General features: G+C 39.5%; 22 protein-coding genes. 12 read left to right on the plus strand and 10 right to left on the minus strand.

Annotated elements, in window-relative coordinates:
* Positions 1 to 546: 546 nt before the first annotated feature.
* Both MUN87_RS06485 and MUN87_RS06490 read right to left on the minus strand, forming a co-directional pair.
* Positions 547 to 858: a metal-sulfur cluster assembly factor gene (locus MUN87_RS06485; protein ID WP_244715514.1), complete on the minus strand. Its 312-nt coding sequence runs from the start codon at positions 856 to 858 to the stop codon at positions 547 to 549.
* A 69-nt stretch (positions 859 to 927) separates the two neighbouring features.
* Positions 928 to 1692 carry an alpha/beta fold hydrolase gene (locus MUN87_RS06490; RefSeq protein WP_244746897.1) on the minus strand — a complete coding sequence of 255 codons (765 nt, stop codon included), beginning with the start codon at positions 1690 to 1692 and terminating at the stop codon, positions 928 to 930.
* A gap of 238 nt (positions 1693 to 1930) precedes the next feature.
* Between MUN87_RS06490 and MUN87_RS06495 the strand changes: the two genes are divergently transcribed.
* Positions 1931 to 2773 (plus strand): Cof-type HAD-IIB family hydrolase, encoded by an 843-nt coding sequence (locus tag MUN87_RS06495; protein ID WP_244746898.1) that lies wholly within the window; start codon positions 1931 to 1933, stop codon positions 2771 to 2773.
* Positions 2774 to 3059: 286 nt separating this feature from the next.
* Positions 3060 to 3257 (plus strand): DUF3813 family protein, encoded by a 198-nt coding sequence (locus MUN87_RS06500; protein WP_244746899.1) that lies wholly within the window; start codon positions 3060 to 3062, stop codon positions 3255 to 3257.
* Positions 3258 to 3300: 43 nt separating this feature from the next.
* On the opposite strand, the gene MUN87_RS06505 is transcribed toward MUN87_RS06500, so the two are convergent.
* Positions 3301 to 3708: a hypothetical protein gene (locus MUN87_RS06505; RefSeq protein ID WP_244746900.1), complete on the minus strand. Its 408-nt coding sequence runs from the start codon at positions 3706 to 3708 to the stop codon at positions 3301 to 3303.
* 99 nt (positions 3709 to 3807) lie between these two features.
* Here MUN87_RS06505 and MUN87_RS06510 point away from each other — a divergent pair, with 99 nt between their 5' ends.
* Entirely contained in the window at positions 3808 to 4071 is a 264-nt protein-coding gene (locus MUN87_RS06510) for a NifU N-terminal domain-containing protein (RefSeq protein WP_244746901.1), read from the plus strand.
* A gap of 61 nt (positions 4072 to 4132) precedes the next feature.
* On the opposite strand, the gene MUN87_RS06515 is transcribed toward MUN87_RS06510, so the two are convergent.
* Positions 4133 to 4981 (minus strand): YitT family protein, encoded by an 849-nt coding sequence (locus MUN87_RS06515; RefSeq protein ID WP_244747903.1) that lies wholly within the window; start codon positions 4979 to 4981, stop codon positions 4133 to 4135.
* A gap of 246 nt (positions 4982 to 5227) precedes the next feature.
* Between MUN87_RS06515 and MUN87_RS06520 the strand changes: the two genes are divergently transcribed.
* Complete coding sequence (locus tag MUN87_RS06520; RefSeq protein ID WP_244746902.1) at positions 5228 to 6079, plus strand: DegV family protein; 852 nt, start codon at positions 5228 to 5230, stop codon at positions 6077 to 6079.
* A gap of 97 nt (positions 6080 to 6176) precedes the next feature.
* On the plus strand, positions 6177 to 7037 hold the full coding sequence (locus MUN87_RS06525; RefSeq protein WP_244746903.1) for an SDR family oxidoreductase: 861 nt from the start codon (positions 6177 to 6179) through the stop codon (positions 7035 to 7037).
* A 411-nt stretch (positions 7038 to 7448) separates the two neighbouring features.
* Here MUN87_RS06525 and MUN87_RS06530 read toward each other — a convergent pair whose 3' ends face one another.
* Positions 7449 to 7652, minus strand: a complete 204-nt coding sequence (locus MUN87_RS06530) for a transcription initiation factor TFIIIB (RefSeq protein WP_244746904.1) — start codon at positions 7650 to 7652, stop codon at positions 7449 to 7451.
* Positions 7653 to 7812: 160 nt separating this feature from the next.
* On the opposite strand from MUN87_RS06530, the gene MUN87_RS06535 reads away from it, so the two are divergent.
* Positions 7813 to 9168, plus strand: a complete 1356-nt coding sequence (locus MUN87_RS06535; protein WP_244746905.1) for an MATE family efflux transporter — start codon at positions 7813 to 7815, stop codon at positions 9166 to 9168.
* A 714-nt stretch (positions 9169 to 9882) separates the two neighbouring features.
* Here the strand turns inward: MUN87_RS06535 and MUN87_RS06540 are convergent.
* From MUN87_RS06540 to MUN87_RS06560, 5 genes are all read right to left on the minus strand, one after another.
* Complete coding sequence (locus tag MUN87_RS06540; protein ID WP_244746906.1) at positions 9883 to 11301, minus strand: alpha-amylase family glycosyl hydrolase; 1419 nt, start codon at positions 11299 to 11301, stop codon at positions 9883 to 9885.
* Positions 11302 to 12249: 948 nt separating this feature from the next.
* Entirely contained in the window at positions 12250 to 12702 is a 453-nt protein-coding gene (locus tag MUN87_RS06545; protein WP_244746907.1) for a hypothetical protein, read from the minus strand.
* A gap of 29 nt (positions 12703 to 12731) precedes the next feature.
* Entirely contained in the window at positions 12732 to 14579 is a 1848-nt protein-coding gene (gene asnB / locus MUN87_RS06550; RefSeq protein ID WP_244746908.1) for an asparagine synthase (glutamine-hydrolyzing), read from the minus strand.
* 218 nt (positions 14580 to 14797) lie between these two features.
* Positions 14798 to 15169 (minus strand): YisL family protein, encoded by a 372-nt coding sequence (locus MUN87_RS06555; RefSeq protein ID WP_244746909.1) that lies wholly within the window; start codon positions 15167 to 15169, stop codon positions 14798 to 14800.
* Between the two features lie 152 nt (positions 15170 to 15321).
* Positions 15322 to 16536 carry a DUF418 domain-containing protein gene (locus tag MUN87_RS06560; protein WP_244746910.1) on the minus strand — a complete coding sequence of 405 codons (1215 nt, stop codon included), beginning with the start codon at positions 16534 to 16536 and terminating at the stop codon, positions 15322 to 15324.
* A gap of 233 nt (positions 16537 to 16769) precedes the next feature.
* Between MUN87_RS06560 and MUN87_RS06565 the strand changes: the two genes are divergently transcribed.
* Genes MUN87_RS06565 through MUN87_RS06590 form a run of 6 tightly spaced genes read left to right on the plus strand, consistent with a single transcriptional unit; the run spans position 16770 to position 18594 of the window.
* Positions 16770 to 16988 carry a spore germination protein gene (locus MUN87_RS06565; RefSeq protein ID WP_244715478.1) on the plus strand — a complete coding sequence of 73 codons (219 nt, stop codon included), beginning with the start codon at positions 16770 to 16772 and terminating at the stop codon, positions 16986 to 16988.
* A 12-nt stretch (positions 16989 to 17000) separates the two neighbouring features.
* Positions 17001 to 17204 carry a spore germination protein GerPB gene (locus MUN87_RS06570; RefSeq protein ID WP_244746911.1) on the plus strand — a complete coding sequence of 68 codons (204 nt, stop codon included), beginning with the start codon at positions 17001 to 17003 and terminating at the stop codon, positions 17202 to 17204.
* Between the two features lie 24 nt (positions 17205 to 17228).
* The gene (gene gerPC / locus MUN87_RS06575; protein ID WP_244746912.1) at positions 17229 to 17765 is read left to right on the plus strand and encodes a spore germination protein GerPC; all 537 of its coding nucleotides are present in this window, start codon (positions 17229 to 17231) and stop codon (positions 17763 to 17765) included.
* A 5-nt stretch (positions 17766 to 17770) separates the two neighbouring features.
* The gene (locus MUN87_RS06580) at positions 17771 to 17980 is read left to right on the plus strand and encodes a spore germination protein GerPD (protein ID WP_244746913.1); all 210 of its coding nucleotides are present in this window, start codon (positions 17771 to 17773) and stop codon (positions 17978 to 17980) included.
* The gene (locus MUN87_RS06585; RefSeq protein WP_244746914.1) at positions 17973 to 18347 is read left to right on the plus strand and encodes a spore germination protein GerPE; all 375 of its coding nucleotides are present in this window, start codon (positions 17973 to 17975) and stop codon (positions 18345 to 18347) included. The genes MUN87_RS06580 and MUN87_RS06585 overlap by 8 nt, the downstream gene beginning before the upstream one ends.
* Before the next feature lie 28 nt (positions 18348 to 18375).
* Positions 18376 to 18594: a spore germination protein gene (locus tag MUN87_RS06590; RefSeq protein WP_244746915.1), complete on the plus strand. Its 219-nt coding sequence runs from the start codon at positions 18376 to 18378 to the stop codon at positions 18592 to 18594.
* Positions 18595 to 18602 lie beyond the last annotated feature (8 nt).

Raw genomic sequence — 18602 nt, forward strand, 5'->3', positions numbered from 1 at the left:
CTTGTGCCGAGGAAGCTTACTTCGAAGCAATGCTTGCAGACACAGGCACAAATGAAGTGGATCTTCAGCTCGCGCTGATTCCACGGGAGTCTCCGCCAATTTCCAACGCTTTAGGGAAGTACTACATCATATGAAACAGCTAAAAGCAGTGGATCTAGGGATTATGTTATTCATTCAATTGCTGTTATATATACAGTGATCAATATGCTACCTCTTACAAAAGTTGTACAGTCCCTATTCTAGCGTAGGCCAACCACAGAGACTCCCGCGGGACATGCAGGTGCTGGAGATCCACTTTGTGAAGCGCCCTCCTTCACAAAGTTAGCTCCAGCCGTGCCCCGCAGGACGCGGAGTGGTTGGACGGAGCGGTATCCTAGCACATTAAATATCTCAATATGGGTGTTCGGCTAGCTATGGCTACTTTACATAATCCATATTATAGGAACTCAGCTTCTTGTTCCATATGATTACTGCTGTGACTGCATTTTTATACTTTCTGACTTTGCAAATAAAAAAGCGTCTCCTTTACGGGACGCTTTTTTCTTATCAATCCGGAATGCCTAATGCAATTTTTGCATATCTGGACATACGGTCTTTGGACCATGGCGGGTTCCAGACAATATTTACTTCTGTATCTCTTACTTCTGGAATGTCTTCCATCACACGTTTCACATCTTGTTCGATGTGACCTGCAAGTGGACACCCCATAGCTGTAAGTGTCATTGTTACAGTAGCAATCCCTTCATCATCTAAATCGACGCCATAAACAAGTCCTAAGTTTACGATATCTATACCAAGCTCTGGGTCAATCACGTTTTCCAGTGCTCCCATTAAATTTTCTTCTAATGCTTGATCCATTCTGTATCCCTCCTTCAAAGCTATTGTCCCTATTATAAAACAATTAGACAACTTTTTAAATGATTTGTATTATAACTGATATTCTAACCATTTTACAAATTCGGTAATCGCAAAGCGGGTAACCTTATGTCCCTTGCCAATTTCCTTTAAAAAGCGAATATTTTCCGGGTTTTTATAATGATCGATTGCCTCTTCATAGAAACTGTATGCATGATCAAACGGTACCACTTGATCGGCTTCACCATGCCAGAAGAACAAGGCGCGACCGAATAGTTTTTCTACTTGCATGGATAAATCCATTTCAGCTAATTCTTGCATCAGCTGGTGTAATTGTTCATCAGGAATTGGTAATTCTTTATGCTCTGCTTTCATTGCTCCAATTAATCGTTCGGCAAAGGCAGATATTTTTGGTGAGCCCATTAAAATCCCTGCTGATTTAATCCAGGAAAATTGGGTTAATGCAGCAGCTGTGGTAATACCACCCATACTCGTTCCAGCCAATCCGAATCGGTTCCCGTCCAGTAATTGTCTTGCTACTAGCTCTTCATAAATAGCTTCAATATCGTCTAAATTTTGTTTAACAATATCAAAGAAGCGCATTTCTCTTTCAGATGACGAAATATCCTCTTCCCTTTCGCCGTGCAACATCGCATCCGGCAATAGAACACGATAGCCTTTCTCTGCCATCAAAAAAGCTAACGGCAAATTATGCTCCTTTGCACTGGTGTATCCATGTATGTAGGTTAATGTTGGTAACGGTTTATCCTTTTTGTCCTGATCGACCACATGAAGGATTGGCACGCCATCCCAATATTCTTTGCTAATTGCTATCATCAGTACAATCCTTTCTGCAAAAACTTTGTCATACTTTAATGATATAACTTCTGACCTAATCATGCAAAAAATAGAAATGAAACAATACAAAATCTTTACAAATGCTAATTTCCAAAGGCATATCTGGAATTACTGCAGCATATTGGTAACATACCTGATCATATTCTGTTAGAAGCATTCCTTTACAATAACAGAAAACAACTATAGACTATAATTACATTAGTGAGGTGATGATGATATGCCAACCAATCGACATTTAATCGCGTTAGACTTAGATGGAACTTTGCTAACCGACGAGAAAGAAATAAGTGCGTATACAAAATCAATGGTGCAACAAGCCATGAAAGAAGGACATATAGTTGTCATTGCAACAGGACGTCCACATCGAGCAAGTATTTCATATTATCATCAGCTTGGGCTAGAAACGCCGATGGTAAATTTCAATGGTGCTCTAATACATCACCCGACAGACAACAAATGGGATGTACTGCACACACCATTGCCGAATCGGACTGCTAAGAAGATTATCCAAACCTGTTATGATTTTGAAGTGGAGAATATTTTTGCAGAAATAAAAGATAATATGTACCTTGATCGGTTTGACCAGCAATTCCTCGACATTTTTACTGAGCCTGAACAAGAAGATTTGATTACTGTGGGAAGTTTAAAAAATCATCTGACAGAAGATCCAACTTCATTATTAATCCATCCGAAGCCACATCATGTAGAAGAGTTACGACAGTATCTAAATGATAAACATGCTTCCATTATTGAACACCGAAAATGGGGTGTGCCTTGGGATATTATTGAAGTCGTAAGAAAAGGAATAAACAAAGCTGTCGGTTTAAAGAAAATTGCCCATTATTATCATATTCCGGTAGAAAACATTATTGCATTTGGTGATGAAGATAATGATTTAGAAATGATTGAATTCGCAGGTGTCGGTGTGTCGATGGGTAATGCGATTGACGAATTAACGCAAATCTCCAACTACCAAACAAAAACGAATGAAGAAGACGGTATTGGCAGCTTTCTCGCTAATTATTTAAAGCTTAGTTCGAACCCGGAAATTTCCAAGTGATTCACAGTATAAAATCAGCTCAATGACTCATAATAAGGCATGAACATCAGATTGATGTTCATGCTTTTTCCTTTAGCTTCTGATTTTGGTGGCGGCTTAGATAGAGGTATACCAAAGGAAGGCATGATAAAACTGGATGAAAGTCAGAAAAGGAAAAAGCAGGATATCCGGTTTGATGACATGTTTTCCTTTGCAGCCGCCATCTCACTCATAAGTCTACTGAAATGAATCATGACGGTCATCCAAAAGATAAACCTAGTGATTCTACAAACAGGAGGATTTACCAATGCAAAACCAAATGTTCGAACAAGCCAAAAATGCGGTCAATCGCATGATGAATCGCCAGAACGGAAACTTCTCAGATGCAGATAAGCAAGCCGCGCAAGATGCCATTCAATCAGCATACACGAATGCTACTGCTGAAGAACAGCAAGAACTTCGCCAACTTGAAGAACAGTTGAAACAACAGAACGAACTGAAATAAGCTCCTCTAACAGAAGGCATACCCTGTGTATGCCTTCTCTTTCTTAATGTAACCATTTATCCAAATAATACAAGGTGATACCAAAAAGACCATGACCGATAAACCAATACAAAATTGCCATACCATTGGACACTGCTGGTGTTGACTGGACAGCAATGATTGTCAGAGGAAAATAGGTAAGTGCAGCTGCGCAACTAATGAAGAGAACGGTAGACATCCTTCTATTTGTAAACGTGACATAAACCCAGGTAATCATCCATGCAATTAATAAATGAAAGAACCATTCAAGTAACACAGATGTTCTATTCTGCAAAAAAGGAACAAAATCGACATTTAATAATAACGTATATACCTTTTCCCCTGTAATGCTTTCCACAACCAACAAAAATACGCCCAATACCATACCTGCTATCGTGCCAATAACCAGCACGTGTTGCCAATCCTTTTTCATCTTATCCTCTCCTCCTTATTGTTCGACCATTGAATTTCTTTCATAAATCGCTATAGTTTGATATCATGTTGTTAAAGTACGCAACCTAGGAGGAAAACCATGAGTATTCATGTTGAAGCAACACCAAATCCAAATGCAATGAAATTCACTAGTGACAGTATGATTTTTGAAGGTAATGGCAGTGTCTCTGTCATGCCCGGACAAACAAGTGAATATGATATTTTAAACGAATTAATGACACTAGAAGGTGTAGACAATGTATTTGGCTTCCAGCATTTTATTACCGTTAACAAAAAAATGGATGTAGAATGGGACGAGCTTACTGATAACGTGAAAGAAGTTATCGCAAAGTACGGATATTAAAAATTTTAGCACGCACCTTATAAAAAAGAGAAGGACTATTCGGCTCCTTCTCTTTTTCTATTTATTCATTTTTTCTAAAGAAACCATACACACCTGCTGTTTCAATCACATTCGTAAAGGCATTCTCATCGACTTCATGTATAATACGTTCTAAATCATACAATTCATACCTGGTGATTACTAAATAAAGCATATGCTTATCTTCCTTCGTGTAAGCACCTTTAACCGGAAGAATCGTGATCCCGCGAACCATGGTATCATGGATTGCCTGTTGCAGTTCGTCTGCTTTTTTGGTGACGATCATAGCAGTTACTTTCTCATGACGAGTATGAATACCATCAATCACACGAGTAGATACATACAGACCTACCAGTGTGTACAATGCGTTCTCTGGTTCATTTAACAGACCGGCAATTACAATAATTAACCCATTAATAAGCATTAAATAGCTGCCGATCGGCTTATCCTTTAACCGGGACAGGATCATAGCGATAATATCAGAACCGCCCGTCGATGCCCCCCACTTCAATGTAATCCCAATACCTACACCAGCAATTACACCACCAAATACTGCGTTCAGCATTATATCCTCTGATAAGGTAACAATCGGTAATACTTCAAGAAAGATAGAAGTCGCAAGGACGGAAAGAAAACTGTAAATCGTGAACCCTTTTCCAACCATTAACCAGCCAAGGATCGCGACTGGTATATTGAGAATAAATAAGATAATACCTGTACTGGCAAGTTGAATGCCTAGATACTCTGAAAAAACAGTCGCCAAAATTTGTGAAATACCGGTAAATCCGCTGGCATATACATGCGCACTTATAAAGAAAAAATTAAGCGCAATTGCGTTGAGAATTGCACCAATAAACACAATCGCAATACGTTTTGTCTCCATTAAAAACACTGTCATTCCTCCTGTTCACGGAATTCACATGATTCCATACCCTTTTTCAACGTTGCTTAATCATTGATTATGTACGACGACTAAGCAGACAATGATTCACTATACTAAATTTCGAACGAGAAACCAAGTGTTTTGTCAAAATTTTTGTATGGCTTTTTTTTGACGTAACCCACCGTTACGCTTACACTTATATTAAACGTAATCAAGATTATTCATTCATGATTTTGGAAAAAAGGAGGGGTACCCTTGTCAGTACAAATAATTGCAGATTCTGCTTGCGATCTGACAGCAGAAGATTGTGCACAATACGGAATTGAAAAGCTTCCCTTAACTGTTCAATTAGATGGCAGCGAATATGAAGATGGCATTTCGATTTCTTCCAAAAAGATTTACGACGCAATGCGAGAGGGAAAAGCGCCCAAAACAGCACAAGTAAGTCCTCAATTGTTTAAAGATACATTTCAAAAATATGCCGAAAGTAATACTCCCGTTATTTATTTAGCCTTTTCCTCGGAATTGTCGGGTACATATCAGGCTGGGAAGTTGATGGAGCAAGGAATCAAAGAGGAATTTCCGGAAGCAGATCTCCATGTCCTAGATACGAAATGTGCCTCATTAGGATATGGGCTAGTCGTCCTGCAAGCCGCTAAACTTGCTCAATCGGGCGCTGGTGTTGATGAAATTATCAAGGCGAGCAAACATAGCTATCAGCATATGGAGCATATTTTTACTGTTGATGACCTCGAGTATTTATATCGAGGTGGACGCGTTAGTAAAACTGCTGCCTTTGTCGGCACGTTATTAAAGGTTAAACCATTGTTACACATGGAAGATGGCAAGTTAATTCCACTTGAAAAAATACGCGGTTCCAAAAAAGTGTACAAGCGAATGCTAGAGTTAATGGAGGAACGCGGGGCGAATTTTGAGCAGCAAACCATTGGTATCAGCCACGGTGATGCAATCGACACTGCAGAAGAAATCGCAGCAATGATCCGGGAAAAATGGCAAGTAAAAGAGATAAAAATTAATATGATTGGCTCTTCTATCGGTGCCCATGCCGGACCTGGTACGATTGCGTTATTTTTCTTAAATGAATAAAACAAACAAAACTCCTACTGATAGTGGGAGTTTTTTTCGCATATCAGGATCAAGATACGCCATACTAGATATAAAAAGTATCTAGGAGTGTACAGAAATGGCTAATAATCAAAAGACTGAAGTTTTACCAAAACAGCATCAAGATCGCCAGCCTGGCTTCGAATATAAGATGCACCCGCTCCCTAAGTATATAAAAGAGAGTTATCAAGGTAGTGGAAAATTAAAAGATCAAGTAGCGATTATTTCCGGTGGAGACAGTGGCATCGGTCGATCGGTTGCTGTACATTATGCAAAAGAGGGTGCTCATATTGCCATAATCTATTACGATGAAGATCAAGATGCTAACGAAACAAAGAAGGCAGTAGAGGCAGCCGGTGTTTCTTGCAGCTTATTCAGAGGAGATATATCTGACAGTGCTTTCTGTAATGAGGTAGTGGAAAAAGTAATTGCAGAACATGGCAAAATAAATATCGTTGTCAATAATGCCGCCATGCAATTCCCACAACAGAATTTCTTAAACATTACTGATGATCAACTAGAAAAGACATTTCGTGTCAATATTTTTTCTTATTTTTACTTAACAAGAGCTGCCCTCCGCTATTTGAAACAAGGCAGTGTGATTATCAACACCTCTTCTATCACCGCTTTTCAAGGAAGTGAGAATCTAATTGATTATTCAAGTACGAAGGGTGCGATTACTACGTTCACGAAGTCTTTAGCAAAGTCACTTGTCAAACAAGGCATTCGTGTAAACAGTGTCGCACCTGGACCAATTTGGACACCATTAATCCCTGCCAGCTTTGATGAAAATGAGGTAGCTACCTTTGGCTCTGACTCAGAAATGGGAAGACCAGGCGAGCCCTGTGAAGTAGCACCCGCCTATGTGTATTTAGCAAGCAACGATGGCAGTTATGTGACCGGACAAACCATTCATGTAAATGGCGGAAAGATCGTATAGCAGACAATGTTGTGCTAATTTGGATTATATACAGTAGAATGTAGCATTATTATTTTAAATGCTTAGAAAAACTTATCCTTTTCGTCCTGCAGGGCATCGTTAACATTAGCCGTTCCCTGCAAGACGAAAAGTGATTAACTGAAATGGTAATCAACCAGGCTTTCAGGATAGTTGCTGCTTTCGTCTTATCACAAAGGCAAATATAAGCGGAACAACTGGTGTAAAAACAAATAACTGATAAGCATTATCCACTGTACTGTAATAAAACATCGGAACACATAATAGAAGAGCACTTACGATAAAAGCTTTTACTGACTTTTTTCGTAAGCCATATAAAAAGCTGATACTGCTACATATTAAAAACAGCCAAAATAGTAACGATGGAACTTGCAACATAGCAGGTCACCTCAATTAAAGTATCGTTCCTTTAAACTTATCTGGTTTCGTTACATAGCTTTCAATAATAAAACCGCAATTTGTACACAACAGATATTCTATATCAGATCCAAAACTCATTTTATTCACTGGTACAACGGCAGCATAGCCATTCTGCTTGCCAATTCCTAATTCAGTTTCTCCACACTTTGGACACGATGAAGCTTGATTTTCTACCATAATAAGCGCTCCCTTCTCTACATTATATACGAACAGGCAAAATAAATGTTTCACTTTGTAAGCTTATCTTTCAATCGTCATCCAGTTCACTGCCATTCCCTTTTCAGCCTAAATAGTGTAGAGTTTAAACTTAGTAGACTACAGAGAAGGAAGTTTAATAATGAATCAGCAGAACACTAAAAAATTAAGTTTGTATGCGCTAACTTGGCCGATTTTTATCGAAATTATGTTACATATGTTAATGGGAAATATTGATACGTTAATGCTCAGCCAATATTCCGACCATTCTGTTGGCGCGGTGGGAGTAGCCAATCAAATCCTTTCCGTCGTGATTGTTATGTTTGGTTTCGTAGCAGCGGGGGTTTCCGTACTGGTGGCTCAAAATCTTGGTGCCGAAAAACCGACAACAGCTGGAAAAATCGCAGTATCTTCCTTAAGTTTAAATCTGATATTCTCCTTATCATTAAGTCTGTTGTTGTTTCTATTCAGTGATGGTATCCTTCACTTCATGAATATACCAGCAGAACTAATGGGGGAAGCTTCGACTTATCTCAATATTGTTGGTGGCTTCATTTTTGTGCAAGCGTTAATCATGACTGTCTCCGCCATTTTACGAAGCTATGGTTACACGAAGGATACGATGTATGTCACGATTCTGATGAACATCATCAATGCAGCAGGTAATTACTTTATGATATTCGGACCATTTGGCTTGCCTGTATTCGGCGTCGAAGGAGTAGCCTATATGACGATGATCAGCCGCTTCGTTGGTTTTATCATCTTATTAGTAATTCTATTGTGGCGTAATGGCAAACACTTGCCACTTACTTCTTTATATAAATACGAAAAAAATCATATCAAAGATTTATTACGAATCGGTCTGCCATCTGCCGGTGAAGAATTATCCTATAACGCCAGTCAAATGGTAATTACAATTTTTATTGCCCAAATGGGAACCTTATTTATTACCACTCGCGTATACGTAGAGAATTCAATGCTGTTCCTCATGCTGTTTTCCATTGCGATCGGACAAGGAACACAAATATTGATTGGACACATGATGGGGGCCGGCCAGATTGAAGAAGCTTATAAACGTGGCGTAAAAAGCTTAAAAATAGCGATTGTCATCAGCACATTAGCTGCTATTCTCTTCTATTTCACTGGTTCAACATTGCTAGAATTTTTCACGGATGACTTAACTATTATCGAAATGGGAATGACGTTACTACTCGTAACCATCATACTAGAACCTGGTCGTGCCTTCAATCTCGTCTTGATTAATTCTTTGCGTGCTGCCGGGGATGTACAATTCCCGGTGGTCGTCGGCATTATTTCAATGTGGGGTATCAGTGTTACCTTCGCCTGGTTCTTCGGTATCTATCTTGAACTAGGTCTACTAGGCGTCTGGATCGGGTATATCGCCGATGAATGGTTACGGGGGATTTTAATGTGGCGACGCTGGAAATCACGTGTCTGGACCAGAAATGTGTTTATTCGTGATGAACAAAATGAATAACACGGTTCACTCTACCGATAATGTGGATTATGTAAACAAAGGCTATATTGCAGAATGTGTCATTTTGATATATTTTAACTGCTTAGCGAAGCTCCGGAAATAGGCTCCGCGTCCTGTGGGCACGGCTTCAGCTAGGCTGCTATTTGTAAATGCTTCTTTGCAGCCTTGTGCCGAGGAAGCTTACTTCGAAGCTATGCTTGCAGACACAGGCACAAATGAAGTGGATCTTCAGCTCGCGCTGATTCCACGGAAGTCTCCGCCTATTTCCTACGCTTGAGGGAAGTGCTACAACTTATGTAACAGTGAAAAGCGACAGTGCTAGACATTATCCATATTAAAGATGAGGTATAGACACTATAGGATACCGCTCAAAATATTAGCTGTATTATTAGTTGTAGAGCAAAGCCATAGTGTAGGCCAACCACGTAGACTCCCGCGGGACAGGCAGGTGCTGAAGCTAACTTTGTGAAGTGCCCTTCTTCACAAAGTTAGCTTCAGCCGTGCCCCGCAGGACGCGAAGTGGTTGGCCGGAGCGGTATCCTAGCACATGAATCATTTCAAAATAAATACTAAGCTGTTAGTTGACATAATCCATATTATCGGCACTAAACTTCATGCTCAATATGATTACTGCTTTGGCTGTACTCTCTTGTCTGATGAAAATAAAAAGTAGTTCAGTTAGCACTTTCCAAAACTGAACTACTTTTATTTAAGTTAATTTGCTTGTTTGTTCTTCTTACTTCTGCGATTAACGGCCACAATAAATGAAATAAAACCACCAAAAATGAAGACCATCATCGCGATGAAAATCCAGTTAAATCCTGTATTTTCTTCTAAAACAAAGATATTGCTCGTTTCACGATCCAGTATTAATCTATAGGTACCATCTTCCTGTTTTCGCACAATATTGTCGTCTAACAAACCACGAAGCTGCATATCGTCCCCAAGTCCCTCTAGTGAAACCGATTGGGTTTCCGTGTCATTGTTGATAGCAATGTACATCGTTTCATTTTGATCACTTCGTTTATATACGATCATCGCTCCTTGTTGTCCGACAACTTCCAGATCACCTTGTTGTAAAGACGAAGATTGACTTCTTATTTGTGCTAATTTTTGAAGATGCTGCATTAGCTCTTCATCATTATTATTTACTTGCGCCATCCGGTGATCCGGTTCTGCCTTACCATTGTCCATCGGAACTTCTATCCCTTGATAAAGTAAGGAAGATCCAGGCAATGTGTATAGTAACGTAGAAGCTAATTTCCATCTTGTTACTGGATGAAATCCTGCTTGTACTGCTTCATGAGTAAAACGATTGGTAAAAGCAGATTCCATATAATGTACCCCACCGGAATCACTCGTTACTAACGATTCCAACGATTCACCTGGCTGTTTGAGAATTTCTGTTGCTTCCGACTTGAAAGAATGATTCATAGCAGATTCTGTTTCGCTTCCATCCACTATCAATGTCACATCTTCGTTTTCTTGCTGAAGACGAGCGCGCAATTCTTCAATAAAAGATGCTGGTGTATCCTGATCAACATAAATATGAAAACCGTCAATATCAGCACTCGTTAACCAATGTACTGCTGTTTCGATAAAGTAGTTCTGCAAATCATCATTTGTTAAATCTAACCCTGGCAAGGATTGACCAAAGACATCTACTGTATTGCCGGATTGCCAGTCAGAAGGTTCCTGAACCCACGGATGTGTCGTCGCAACATGTGTTAATGGCAAATCCAGAATGACTTCGATATCCTGTTCATGTGCTTTTTTGACTAAGTTTTGTAAATCAGCGATATCACCAAATTGCTCATTTACCGTTTGAAAATCGCTGGTATCAAAACCGTGGTAAGATTGTGCTGACATAATTGGACTAAGGTTAATCATCGAGATACCCAGCTCATTAAAGTGATCTAATTTATCCGTTACCCCTTGCAAATCGCCCCCATAATAGGCAGAAGGATCATCGATATTAATATTGATATCATTACTGTTGTCTCCGTTTACAAATCGATCTACCAGAAGGTAATAGATTTGTTCACTAGGCTGCTCCTCTGCCATTACAGAAATACTTGGCATGATCAAAAGTAACAGCACGGAGATTGCTAGTATTCGTTTTATGTAATACATATTGCTCCCCTTTTCTCAATAGATTCCTCCTCTATTATCCTAGACAATTACAGAAAGTCAAATACCCGTTAGGTAATTTCTTATGAATTTTTTGTGAATCCTAACGAAAAATCGGGTATAACCCGCCAGGTCTTATTTGATTTGAATTTTATATAACTACCTATAATATGGATTATGTAGCTAGCCATTGCTAGCCGAGCATCCATATTGAGATATTTAATATGCTAGGATACCGCTCCGTCCAACCACGTCCACGTCCTGCGGGGCACGGCTGAAGCTAGGCTACTACTAGAATTACTTCTCTGCTGCCTTGCACCGAGGAAGCCTACTTCGAAGCGTTACTAGTAGACACAGGTGCAGACGTTGTGGATCTTCAGCGCCTGCCTGTCCCGCGGGAGTCTACGTGGTTGGCCTACGCTGATGTATAGCTCCACAATTGATGCGACAGCTAGGATATGAAGCACTATTTGCAAGATTCACACCATATATTGATGAAGTACATTGCCTAGCACCACTGCTTCTAGCTGTTCCAATCGTTGTAGTACTTCCCATTAGCGTAGGAAATAGGCGGAGACTCCTCATGCCTCAGCGCGAGCTAAAGATCTATTGTGCCTGTGTCTGCAAGCATTGCTTCGAAGTGTGCTTCCTCGGCACAAGGCAGCAGAGAGGCTGTTCAAGTTGTAGCCTAGCTGAAGCCGTTCCCACAGGACGCGGAGCCTATTTCCGAAGCTTTGCTAAGCAAATGACTTCTATCAAAATTAATACAATGTCAGACAGTTCTACTTTACATAATCCATATTATCGGCACTAAACTTCATGCTCAATATGATTACTGCTGTTACTGCACTTTTATACTCCCTTTTGACTAAGAACATATACGCAAAAACTTTTTTTCATATAAAAGATAGATAGAAACAGAACGGCTCCTGCCTCATCTATCTTTTTTCATTAACGCTCTATTGCATGCTTATATCTTTTTTTCAAATTTTCCCGCGTACGGTACAAAAAAATTAAACTGATTAAAAAAAGCATTGGGATGATGAATGATAGGATATTTCGCCAGTGAAATGGCATGTATTTGATAAATGTTGCTTTATAATAGAGCTGATCAGCCTTTACTGCGATCGCATCTTTTTCGTCCACTTTATCCATCTTGAAATACTTCGTTCCAACCGGGTACTGGTTAGAAGCATTACCATGAAAACTCCCTGTCTGTTCATTAGCAACCTTCGTAACTTGACCGAGCAACAGCCCTACATCGGAAGGGTCTACTTGGTCTGAGGTTACTTCATATACACGTCCGTCTAAAACAACAAAAGGGTATGCCCATGTTAATGCATATAGAGAGGTCGGGATCCATAAAAGAAGCAGTATACTTATCAGCAACTTTTTTCTTATCATAACCCTCACTACTTTCTAAATTTTTCAGCTTACACCTTGATTTTTACATTATGAAGCTTTAACCAATGTTCAATCTGGCAAATGTGTGCCAACAGCTGTGGACCTGTCATTAATTGGCCAAACCACGGTGCACTAATATTGGAGGCTTTCTGTGCAACTAACTCCTTCACCTTTTCCCTATCTAAAATCTCGAATAATCGTGCATCTTTATCAGCAATAATCTCTTCCATCCAATTTACGACAGCTTTCGTATATGCTGGATGATGTGTTTTTGGATACGGACTTTTCTTACGATAAAGAATTTCATCTGGAAGAATTCCCTCTAATGCTTTTCGAAGTATGCCTTTTTCACGGTTATCGTGGGTTTTTATTTCCCAGGGAATATTCCAAACGTATTCTACTAAATGGTGATCACTAAAAGGTACGCGCGCTTCAAAACTAGCGCCCATACTCATTCTATCCTTGCGATCCAGCAGTGTAGGCATAAACCAATGCATATTAAGATAAAACATTTGACGTCTAGCAGTAGCTTCTGCATCTTCCCCATCTAACAATGGTGCTTCGTTAATGGTCTGATCATACCTTTTTTGCGTATAATTAGCCAAGTTAAGTTTGTGATTCATGTCATCTCGAAGTAAATTTTGTCGTACTTCGGAAGATCGAATCCAAGGAAAACCTTCTCGATTTAAGTCATCCTCCCGATAAAACCACGGATATCCGCCGAATATTTCATCAGCACATTCACCAGACAATGCTACCGTCACTTTCTGTTTGGTTTGCTGACAAAACCATAACAAGGAAGAATCAACATCTGCCATTCCAGGTAAATCACGATATTTAACCGCATCTTTCAATAAATCTACTAAAGTCAGATTATCAATCACAAAATTGTGATGGACCGTACCAAATTGTTCTACCATTTTGTCAATATATTCATTATCTCGATTTGGTTGGAAACTGCTTTTCTTAAAATACTTTTCGTTTTCTTGATAATCAATTGAGAAAGTTTGAAGAGGATCTTTATTGTGCTTATTCAAGTAGTTCGTAGCAATTGCTGTAATCGCACTGGAATCAACCCCTCCTGACAAAAAAGTTCCCAGTGGAACATCAGAGACGAGCTGTCTTTCCACTGCATCGATGAACAATGCGCGGACGTGTTCAGCAGTTTCTTCTACAGAATGTGTATGTTGTTTACTTTTCACATTCCAATAACGCCTGGTTTTCCAGCCATTTCGATCGAAGATACCAACGTGTGCCGCTCTCAATTCATGGATGCCATCGAAAACACCATGACCAGGTGTACGTGAGGGACCAAGTGCAAATATTTCGGACAAACCTTCTTCCGTAATAACAGGCTCTACTTCATCGTGGGCAAGTAGCGCTTTAATCTCAGAACCGAATATCAATCCACTTTGATGCAACGAATAGAATAATGGTTTTACACCTAATCGATCACGGGCCATGAATAGCTGCTGTTTTTGCTGATCCCATATGGCATAGGCAAAAATTCCATTCAACTTATCAACGTGGTCCTCGCCCCATTCCATATAACTTTTCAATAAAACTTCCGTGTCCGAATGGGAATCAAACTGCCATCCTGCCTTTAATAATTCACTTCTAATATCTTCTGTGTTATAAAGCTCCCCATTATACACGAGAATATATTTATTACCATTTTTCTCATTAATCATTGGCTGCTTTCCACCTGCTGGATCGACTACGATTAAACGGCGATGGCCAAATCCAACATGTGTTTCAAAATAAAAGCCATTCTGATCGGGGCCACGATCGGCAATTTCTTTCGTCATCTGATAGACTTGTTGTTGCTCTTGCTCAACGCTGCGGGTAAAATCGATCCATCCTGTAATCCCACACATACTGTATCGACACACCTTTCCCTTTCTTAGTAGCTCTTAATAATGTATGCAAGTGCCCTAGGAAAATGAACCAGGTTTCGTACTGCCGATGGTCAGTAAGAGAAGTAGCCGGTCGGAGCAGTCTTCCAGCTTCCTACAGCTAATTACCTTAATGAAAGTAACTATCTATATACTTTTACAACAGAAAAAAGCCGCGGATATAATACCGCGGCTTTTTATTAAAACAATTTAACACCCATTGGTAAACGTCCAAATCCTAATACCAGTACAATAACAGCAGCTATTACTAACTGAATCCAAAAGCTTTTGGCTGATTTTCCTTTTGACGTTTTGACGAGGATCATTTCGATGGCTGCGATTACCCACAAGCCAGCTAACGCTTTAATGATTAACTCACCAGCATATGTCGAAAATCCTCCGTCCATATACTGTGCGAATAGATCTCCACCCGAATAAAGTAGAAGCAGATAATCCAGACGTAAGATCATATGTAAGATTTTCCCTGCTTTATTCCCTTTTTTGTACATCGCATAGGAGACAAATAACAGAATTAATGCTAACACCCATGCTGTAATGTGTAAGTGTGTCATCTTTTGTACACCCCCAAAATATATTTATCAAACTCATCATATCATGTAATCGATTAGATTTCATTTTTCATCTATCTATTCACTCAATTGTCATAAACTTCTTCCGCTCCTAAGGCACAATAGTAATTGTTATCCAGCCAGTTCATTGTTTCTTAGCTGTTTACTGTCTGTTCCTCTTTCTGGCTATCTTCAGCAGATCGTTTATTCGTTAATTTCTTCTGATAGATGAGACTTCTCCATAGCCACTCGATTGGCCCTCTTTTGTACCGCTTCAGCCATAGATAACTAAACAACACCTGTAACGGATATACAATGATACCAACGAAGAACGTTTGCCATGGTGACAATTCACCATATAAACCAAAACCGATGGAATAGAACAGCATGACGCCAATCAAAGACTGTAAAATATAATTGGTAAGTGCCATTTTTCCGACATAACCGATTAAATCAAACAGCTGTTTTGCATAGCGATAACTAAATGCAATGGTAATCATGTAGAAAATAGCAGACGCAGTGCCACCAAATTCATCTTGTATCAAAGAAAGCCAAATGGGATTACCCAGCACATACGGTCCTGCTTTACAAAGCATAAAGATAACAAAAGATCCAATCCACCAACGCTTAAGTACTTTCTGATTTTGATCAATATCATGTAGCCACTTATTTCTGGCAAAAACTAAGCCGAGAAGAAAAATGGGTAAAATGTTGAGCAGAACAAAGAAAAAGTTCATTGGTGAATTACCGTAAAACCAGTCTGTCGCATTTTGGCTGAGTATATCAGTCCAGCTTCCAGCACCGTAATGCTGAAAAGCTGCAGCAATTGCTGCCTGATCAGAAAGATTTTCAAGATTTTCGATTAAGCTCACTAGAAACAACAAACCGGAATATAACAAGACTGGAATCAACAATACCGAAATACTCCACGCCAGTATGGTACGATTACTGCGACGAAGGAATAATAACAGTAAAAAACCAATGACGGCATATGTAATAAGAATATCACCATACCAGATTAAAAACGCATGAAGCAGTCCAATTACCAGTAATATTACAAATCTTCGGATCAACCATTTACGAGGTGATGCTACCTGTTTCTTTTGTAGATTCTCATATATAATTTGAGCACCAAATCCAAATAAAAATGAAAACAAGGAATAAAAACTTGCCTGAAAGAAGATGTCCAAGATGACTTGCCATATTCCTGCTTCTCCTGTCCCCCAATAGTTATGTCCGTTCCCGTACATAAAGTATGGCGCATGAAAAGAAGCTAAGTTAACCATAAAGATACCAAAAATAGCGAAGCCTCTTGCAGTATCAATCCAAGGTAGTCTGTTTGAATCCTGTAACGGTGTAGCTTGATTCATTAATTTTCCCCCTTTATTACATAATAGTTATATTTATTTTATCACGACGCTAACTTCCTGATAAGTTTCGCTAACAACCAGTGGGGTTTAAAACCCTAACTGATTGAAGTCTCACTTTATCTTATATATGGCAGAAACTCGTATTTCGAAGTTTTTTTTACACTCGTTTCACAAACTGGGTCTAGATTCATAAACTAAATAAAGAATGATGTATCAATGTTAGGATGATGTTTATGCCAGCGATTGTTGGTGCTGTTAAAGTAATTAACATTGGTTCCTCCAGTATTTTTCATATCGGGGATGTTTACCGGATTCAGCCTTATACACAGGCAAAAACCTTTGCTGGAGGAGGCTCGTTTAATACTGGTGATGGCATTCGTGTTCATTTAGAGAACGCCCAGACAACAATGGTCGATGATGACCAATTTGATCAAAATATTTCGGGCATTTAGCAGGTGATTCTTTTGCATCTCACAGTTAACCAATCGATTTATATTCATTTTTTGAAAGTTGGCAGTGTCAGTAATTCCTCTGTATTACAAATCGGGAGTACCGGAAAAATGCAAGCCATGTCTCAGCTATATAATACGGGGCAATTTGAGGGTCCAGCAGAAGAAGCTGTTCCCCTAGGCGTTACAGAACCACTGGTACCATTAACACCTTTTTAACATTCTCAGAGAGGAGTAATCAATATGGATTATCACATGATGTCTTATTACATTCATCAACTGCAGCAGCAAGTGCAGCAACAATCTCAACAGATCAACTCCTTAGAGAATCGCATCCAGCAGCTTGAACAGCAACAAACCGGTCCGAAAACAAATATTGAAAAGTTAGAATATCATTTTGACCAGTTAAAGATCGAACGGCTAGACGGCTCCCTGCACATTGGGGTAACGCCAGAAGATCTACAACAGATGGAGGACTTCTCTATCCCTCAGGCAACAGGCAGCCCAATGCCGTCAGTTCATCAGACATTAGAACACTATGTAAATCAAGACTTACCTCCATACATTCAATCGTTAGAGGAGCAATTTCAATATCCATTAGATGAGAGTTACCGTCAAACATTACTCAAGGACTTAAAGCAACAATTGACTAGTCGCATCGCCCATTATCAACAGGCCAAGGTGCCACCAGATCAGATGCCACAGCATATCTTATCAAATGTTCAACAGGAATTGCAGACAGGATTAAGAAGATGGTTCGAAAATCAACAAAAGGGGTAATAAGTATGCATTATCAAGTCAACAACTGGAATATTGGTGTCGGGAACATTTCCATACTCGGGGTATCTGCTTCCTCACTTTTTATTGTGGGTGACAGCCATGAAATTCATCTGGCATCTTTATTCGATACACCTCCGGAATCCTATGTCGTTGGTGTGGACAATACGACTAGGAGAAATGAAGAGTTGATTACAGATGTTCCCGCGAATGACTAGAGTTAAACAATTAAAAATGGAGAGTTTATCGTATAGTTCGATCTTTCAAATCGGTGATGCTAAGGAAATTGAACCTAGGGCAGACGTACTGGCAGTCCAAAAAGAAGGCGGTATTTCGTCTGACAAAGGTTTCGAATTAGAGCAATATCCGATTTTCAACACGGAACTCTATCCTCTGCAAGATCATGAAACCGTAACAGGTGAGCACTGCAATCACCACCCCAACATTTCCGTATCCTCTATTTTTATAAATGGGGTTTCCTCATCTGGGGTCGTACAGTTAGGCAGTAACAAACATATTAATGCAATATCGAAAATCAAACACATTCGTATGCTAACAGATAATAATAAGGGTGAGAATCATTAATGAAATATATTAGAAAGGTTGTGAAAAAATGCCTTCTATCGTAGGACCAATTAAAATAAATAGCGTTGGTGGTGGTGTTATTAATTTTGGTGACAGTTTCTATCTTTCGCCGAAAAGTGCATCAAAATCAGCAAGTGGTGCTGGTGCCAATAATAATGGTGATTTCTCTAACACCAATACTGGTTTTAACATTACCAATGCAGTTGATCCGGATGCTGTTGACCAGGTAATTGGGGGTAATGCATAAGGAGTTGT

It is taken from the genome of Gracilibacillus salinarum, from assembly GCF_022919575.1.
GTDB lineage: Bacteria > Bacillota > Bacilli > Bacillales > Amphibacillaceae > Gracilibacillus > Gracilibacillus salinarum.

Coding starts and splice junctions, on each gene's coding strand:
- MUN87_RS06585 (WP_244746914.1), top strand. CDS start 17,973: ATGACTAGAGTTAAACAATTAAAAATGGAGAGTTTATCGTATAGTTCG.
- MUN87_RS06590 (WP_244746915.1), top strand. CDS start 18,376: ATGCCTTCTATCGTAGGACCAATTAAAATAAATAGCGTTGGTGGTGGT.
- MUN87_RS06525 (WP_244746903.1), top strand. CDS start 6,177: ATGGCTAATAATCAAAAGACTGAAGTTTTACCAAAACAGCATCAAGAT.
- MUN87_RS06495 (WP_244746898.1), top strand. CDS start 1,931: ATGCCAACCAATCGACATTTAATCGCGTTAGACTTAGATGGAACTTTG.
- MUN87_RS06535 (WP_244746905.1), top strand. CDS start 7,813: ATGAATCAGCAGAACACTAAAAAATTAAGTTTGTATGCGCTAACTTGG.
- MUN87_RS06555 (WP_244746909.1), bottom strand. CDS start 15,169: ATGACACACTTACACATTACAGCATGGGTGTTAGCATTAATTCTGTTA.
- MUN87_RS06540 (WP_244746906.1), bottom strand. CDS start 11,301: ATGTATTACATAAAACGAATACTAGCAATCTCCGTGCTGTTACTTTTG.
- MUN87_RS06500 (WP_244746899.1), top strand. CDS start 3,060: ATGCAAAACCAAATGTTCGAACAAGCCAAAAATGCGGTCAATCGCATG.
- MUN87_RS06510 (WP_244746901.1), top strand. CDS start 3,808: ATGAGTATTCATGTTGAAGCAACACCAAATCCAAATGCAATGAAATTC.
- MUN87_RS06560 (WP_244746910.1), bottom strand. CDS start 16,536: ATGAATCAAGCTACACCGTTACAGGATTCAAACAGACTACCTTGGATT.
- MUN87_RS06545 (WP_244746907.1), bottom strand. CDS start 12,702: ATGATAAGAAAAAAGTTGCTGATAAGTATACTGCTTCTTTTATGGATC.
- MUN87_RS06490 (WP_244746897.1), bottom strand. CDS start 1,692: ATGATAGCAATTAGCAAAGAATATTGGGATGGCGTGCCAATCCTTCAT.
- MUN87_RS06530 (WP_244746904.1), bottom strand. CDS start 7,652: ATGGTAGAAAATCAAGCTTCATCGTGTCCAAAGTGTGGAGAAACTGAA.
- MUN87_RS06505 (WP_244746900.1), bottom strand. CDS start 3,708: ATGAAAAAGGATTGGCAACACGTGCTGGTTATTGGCACGATAGCAGGT.
- MUN87_RS06580 (WP_244746913.1), top strand. CDS start 17,771: ATGCATTATCAAGTCAACAACTGGAATATTGGTGTCGGGAACATTTCC.
- MUN87_RS06565 (WP_244715478.1), top strand. CDS start 16,770: ATGCCAGCGATTGTTGGTGCTGTTAAAGTAATTAACATTGGTTCCTCC.
- asnB (WP_244746908.1), bottom strand. CDS start 14,579: ATGTGTGGGATTACAGGATGGATCGATTTTACCCGCAGCGTTGAGCAA.
- MUN87_RS06485 (WP_244715514.1), bottom strand. CDS start 858: ATGGATCAAGCATTAGAAGAAAATTTAATGGGAGCACTGGAAAACGTG.
- gerPC (WP_244746912.1), top strand. CDS start 17,229: ATGGATTATCACATGATGTCTTATTACATTCATCAACTGCAGCAGCAA.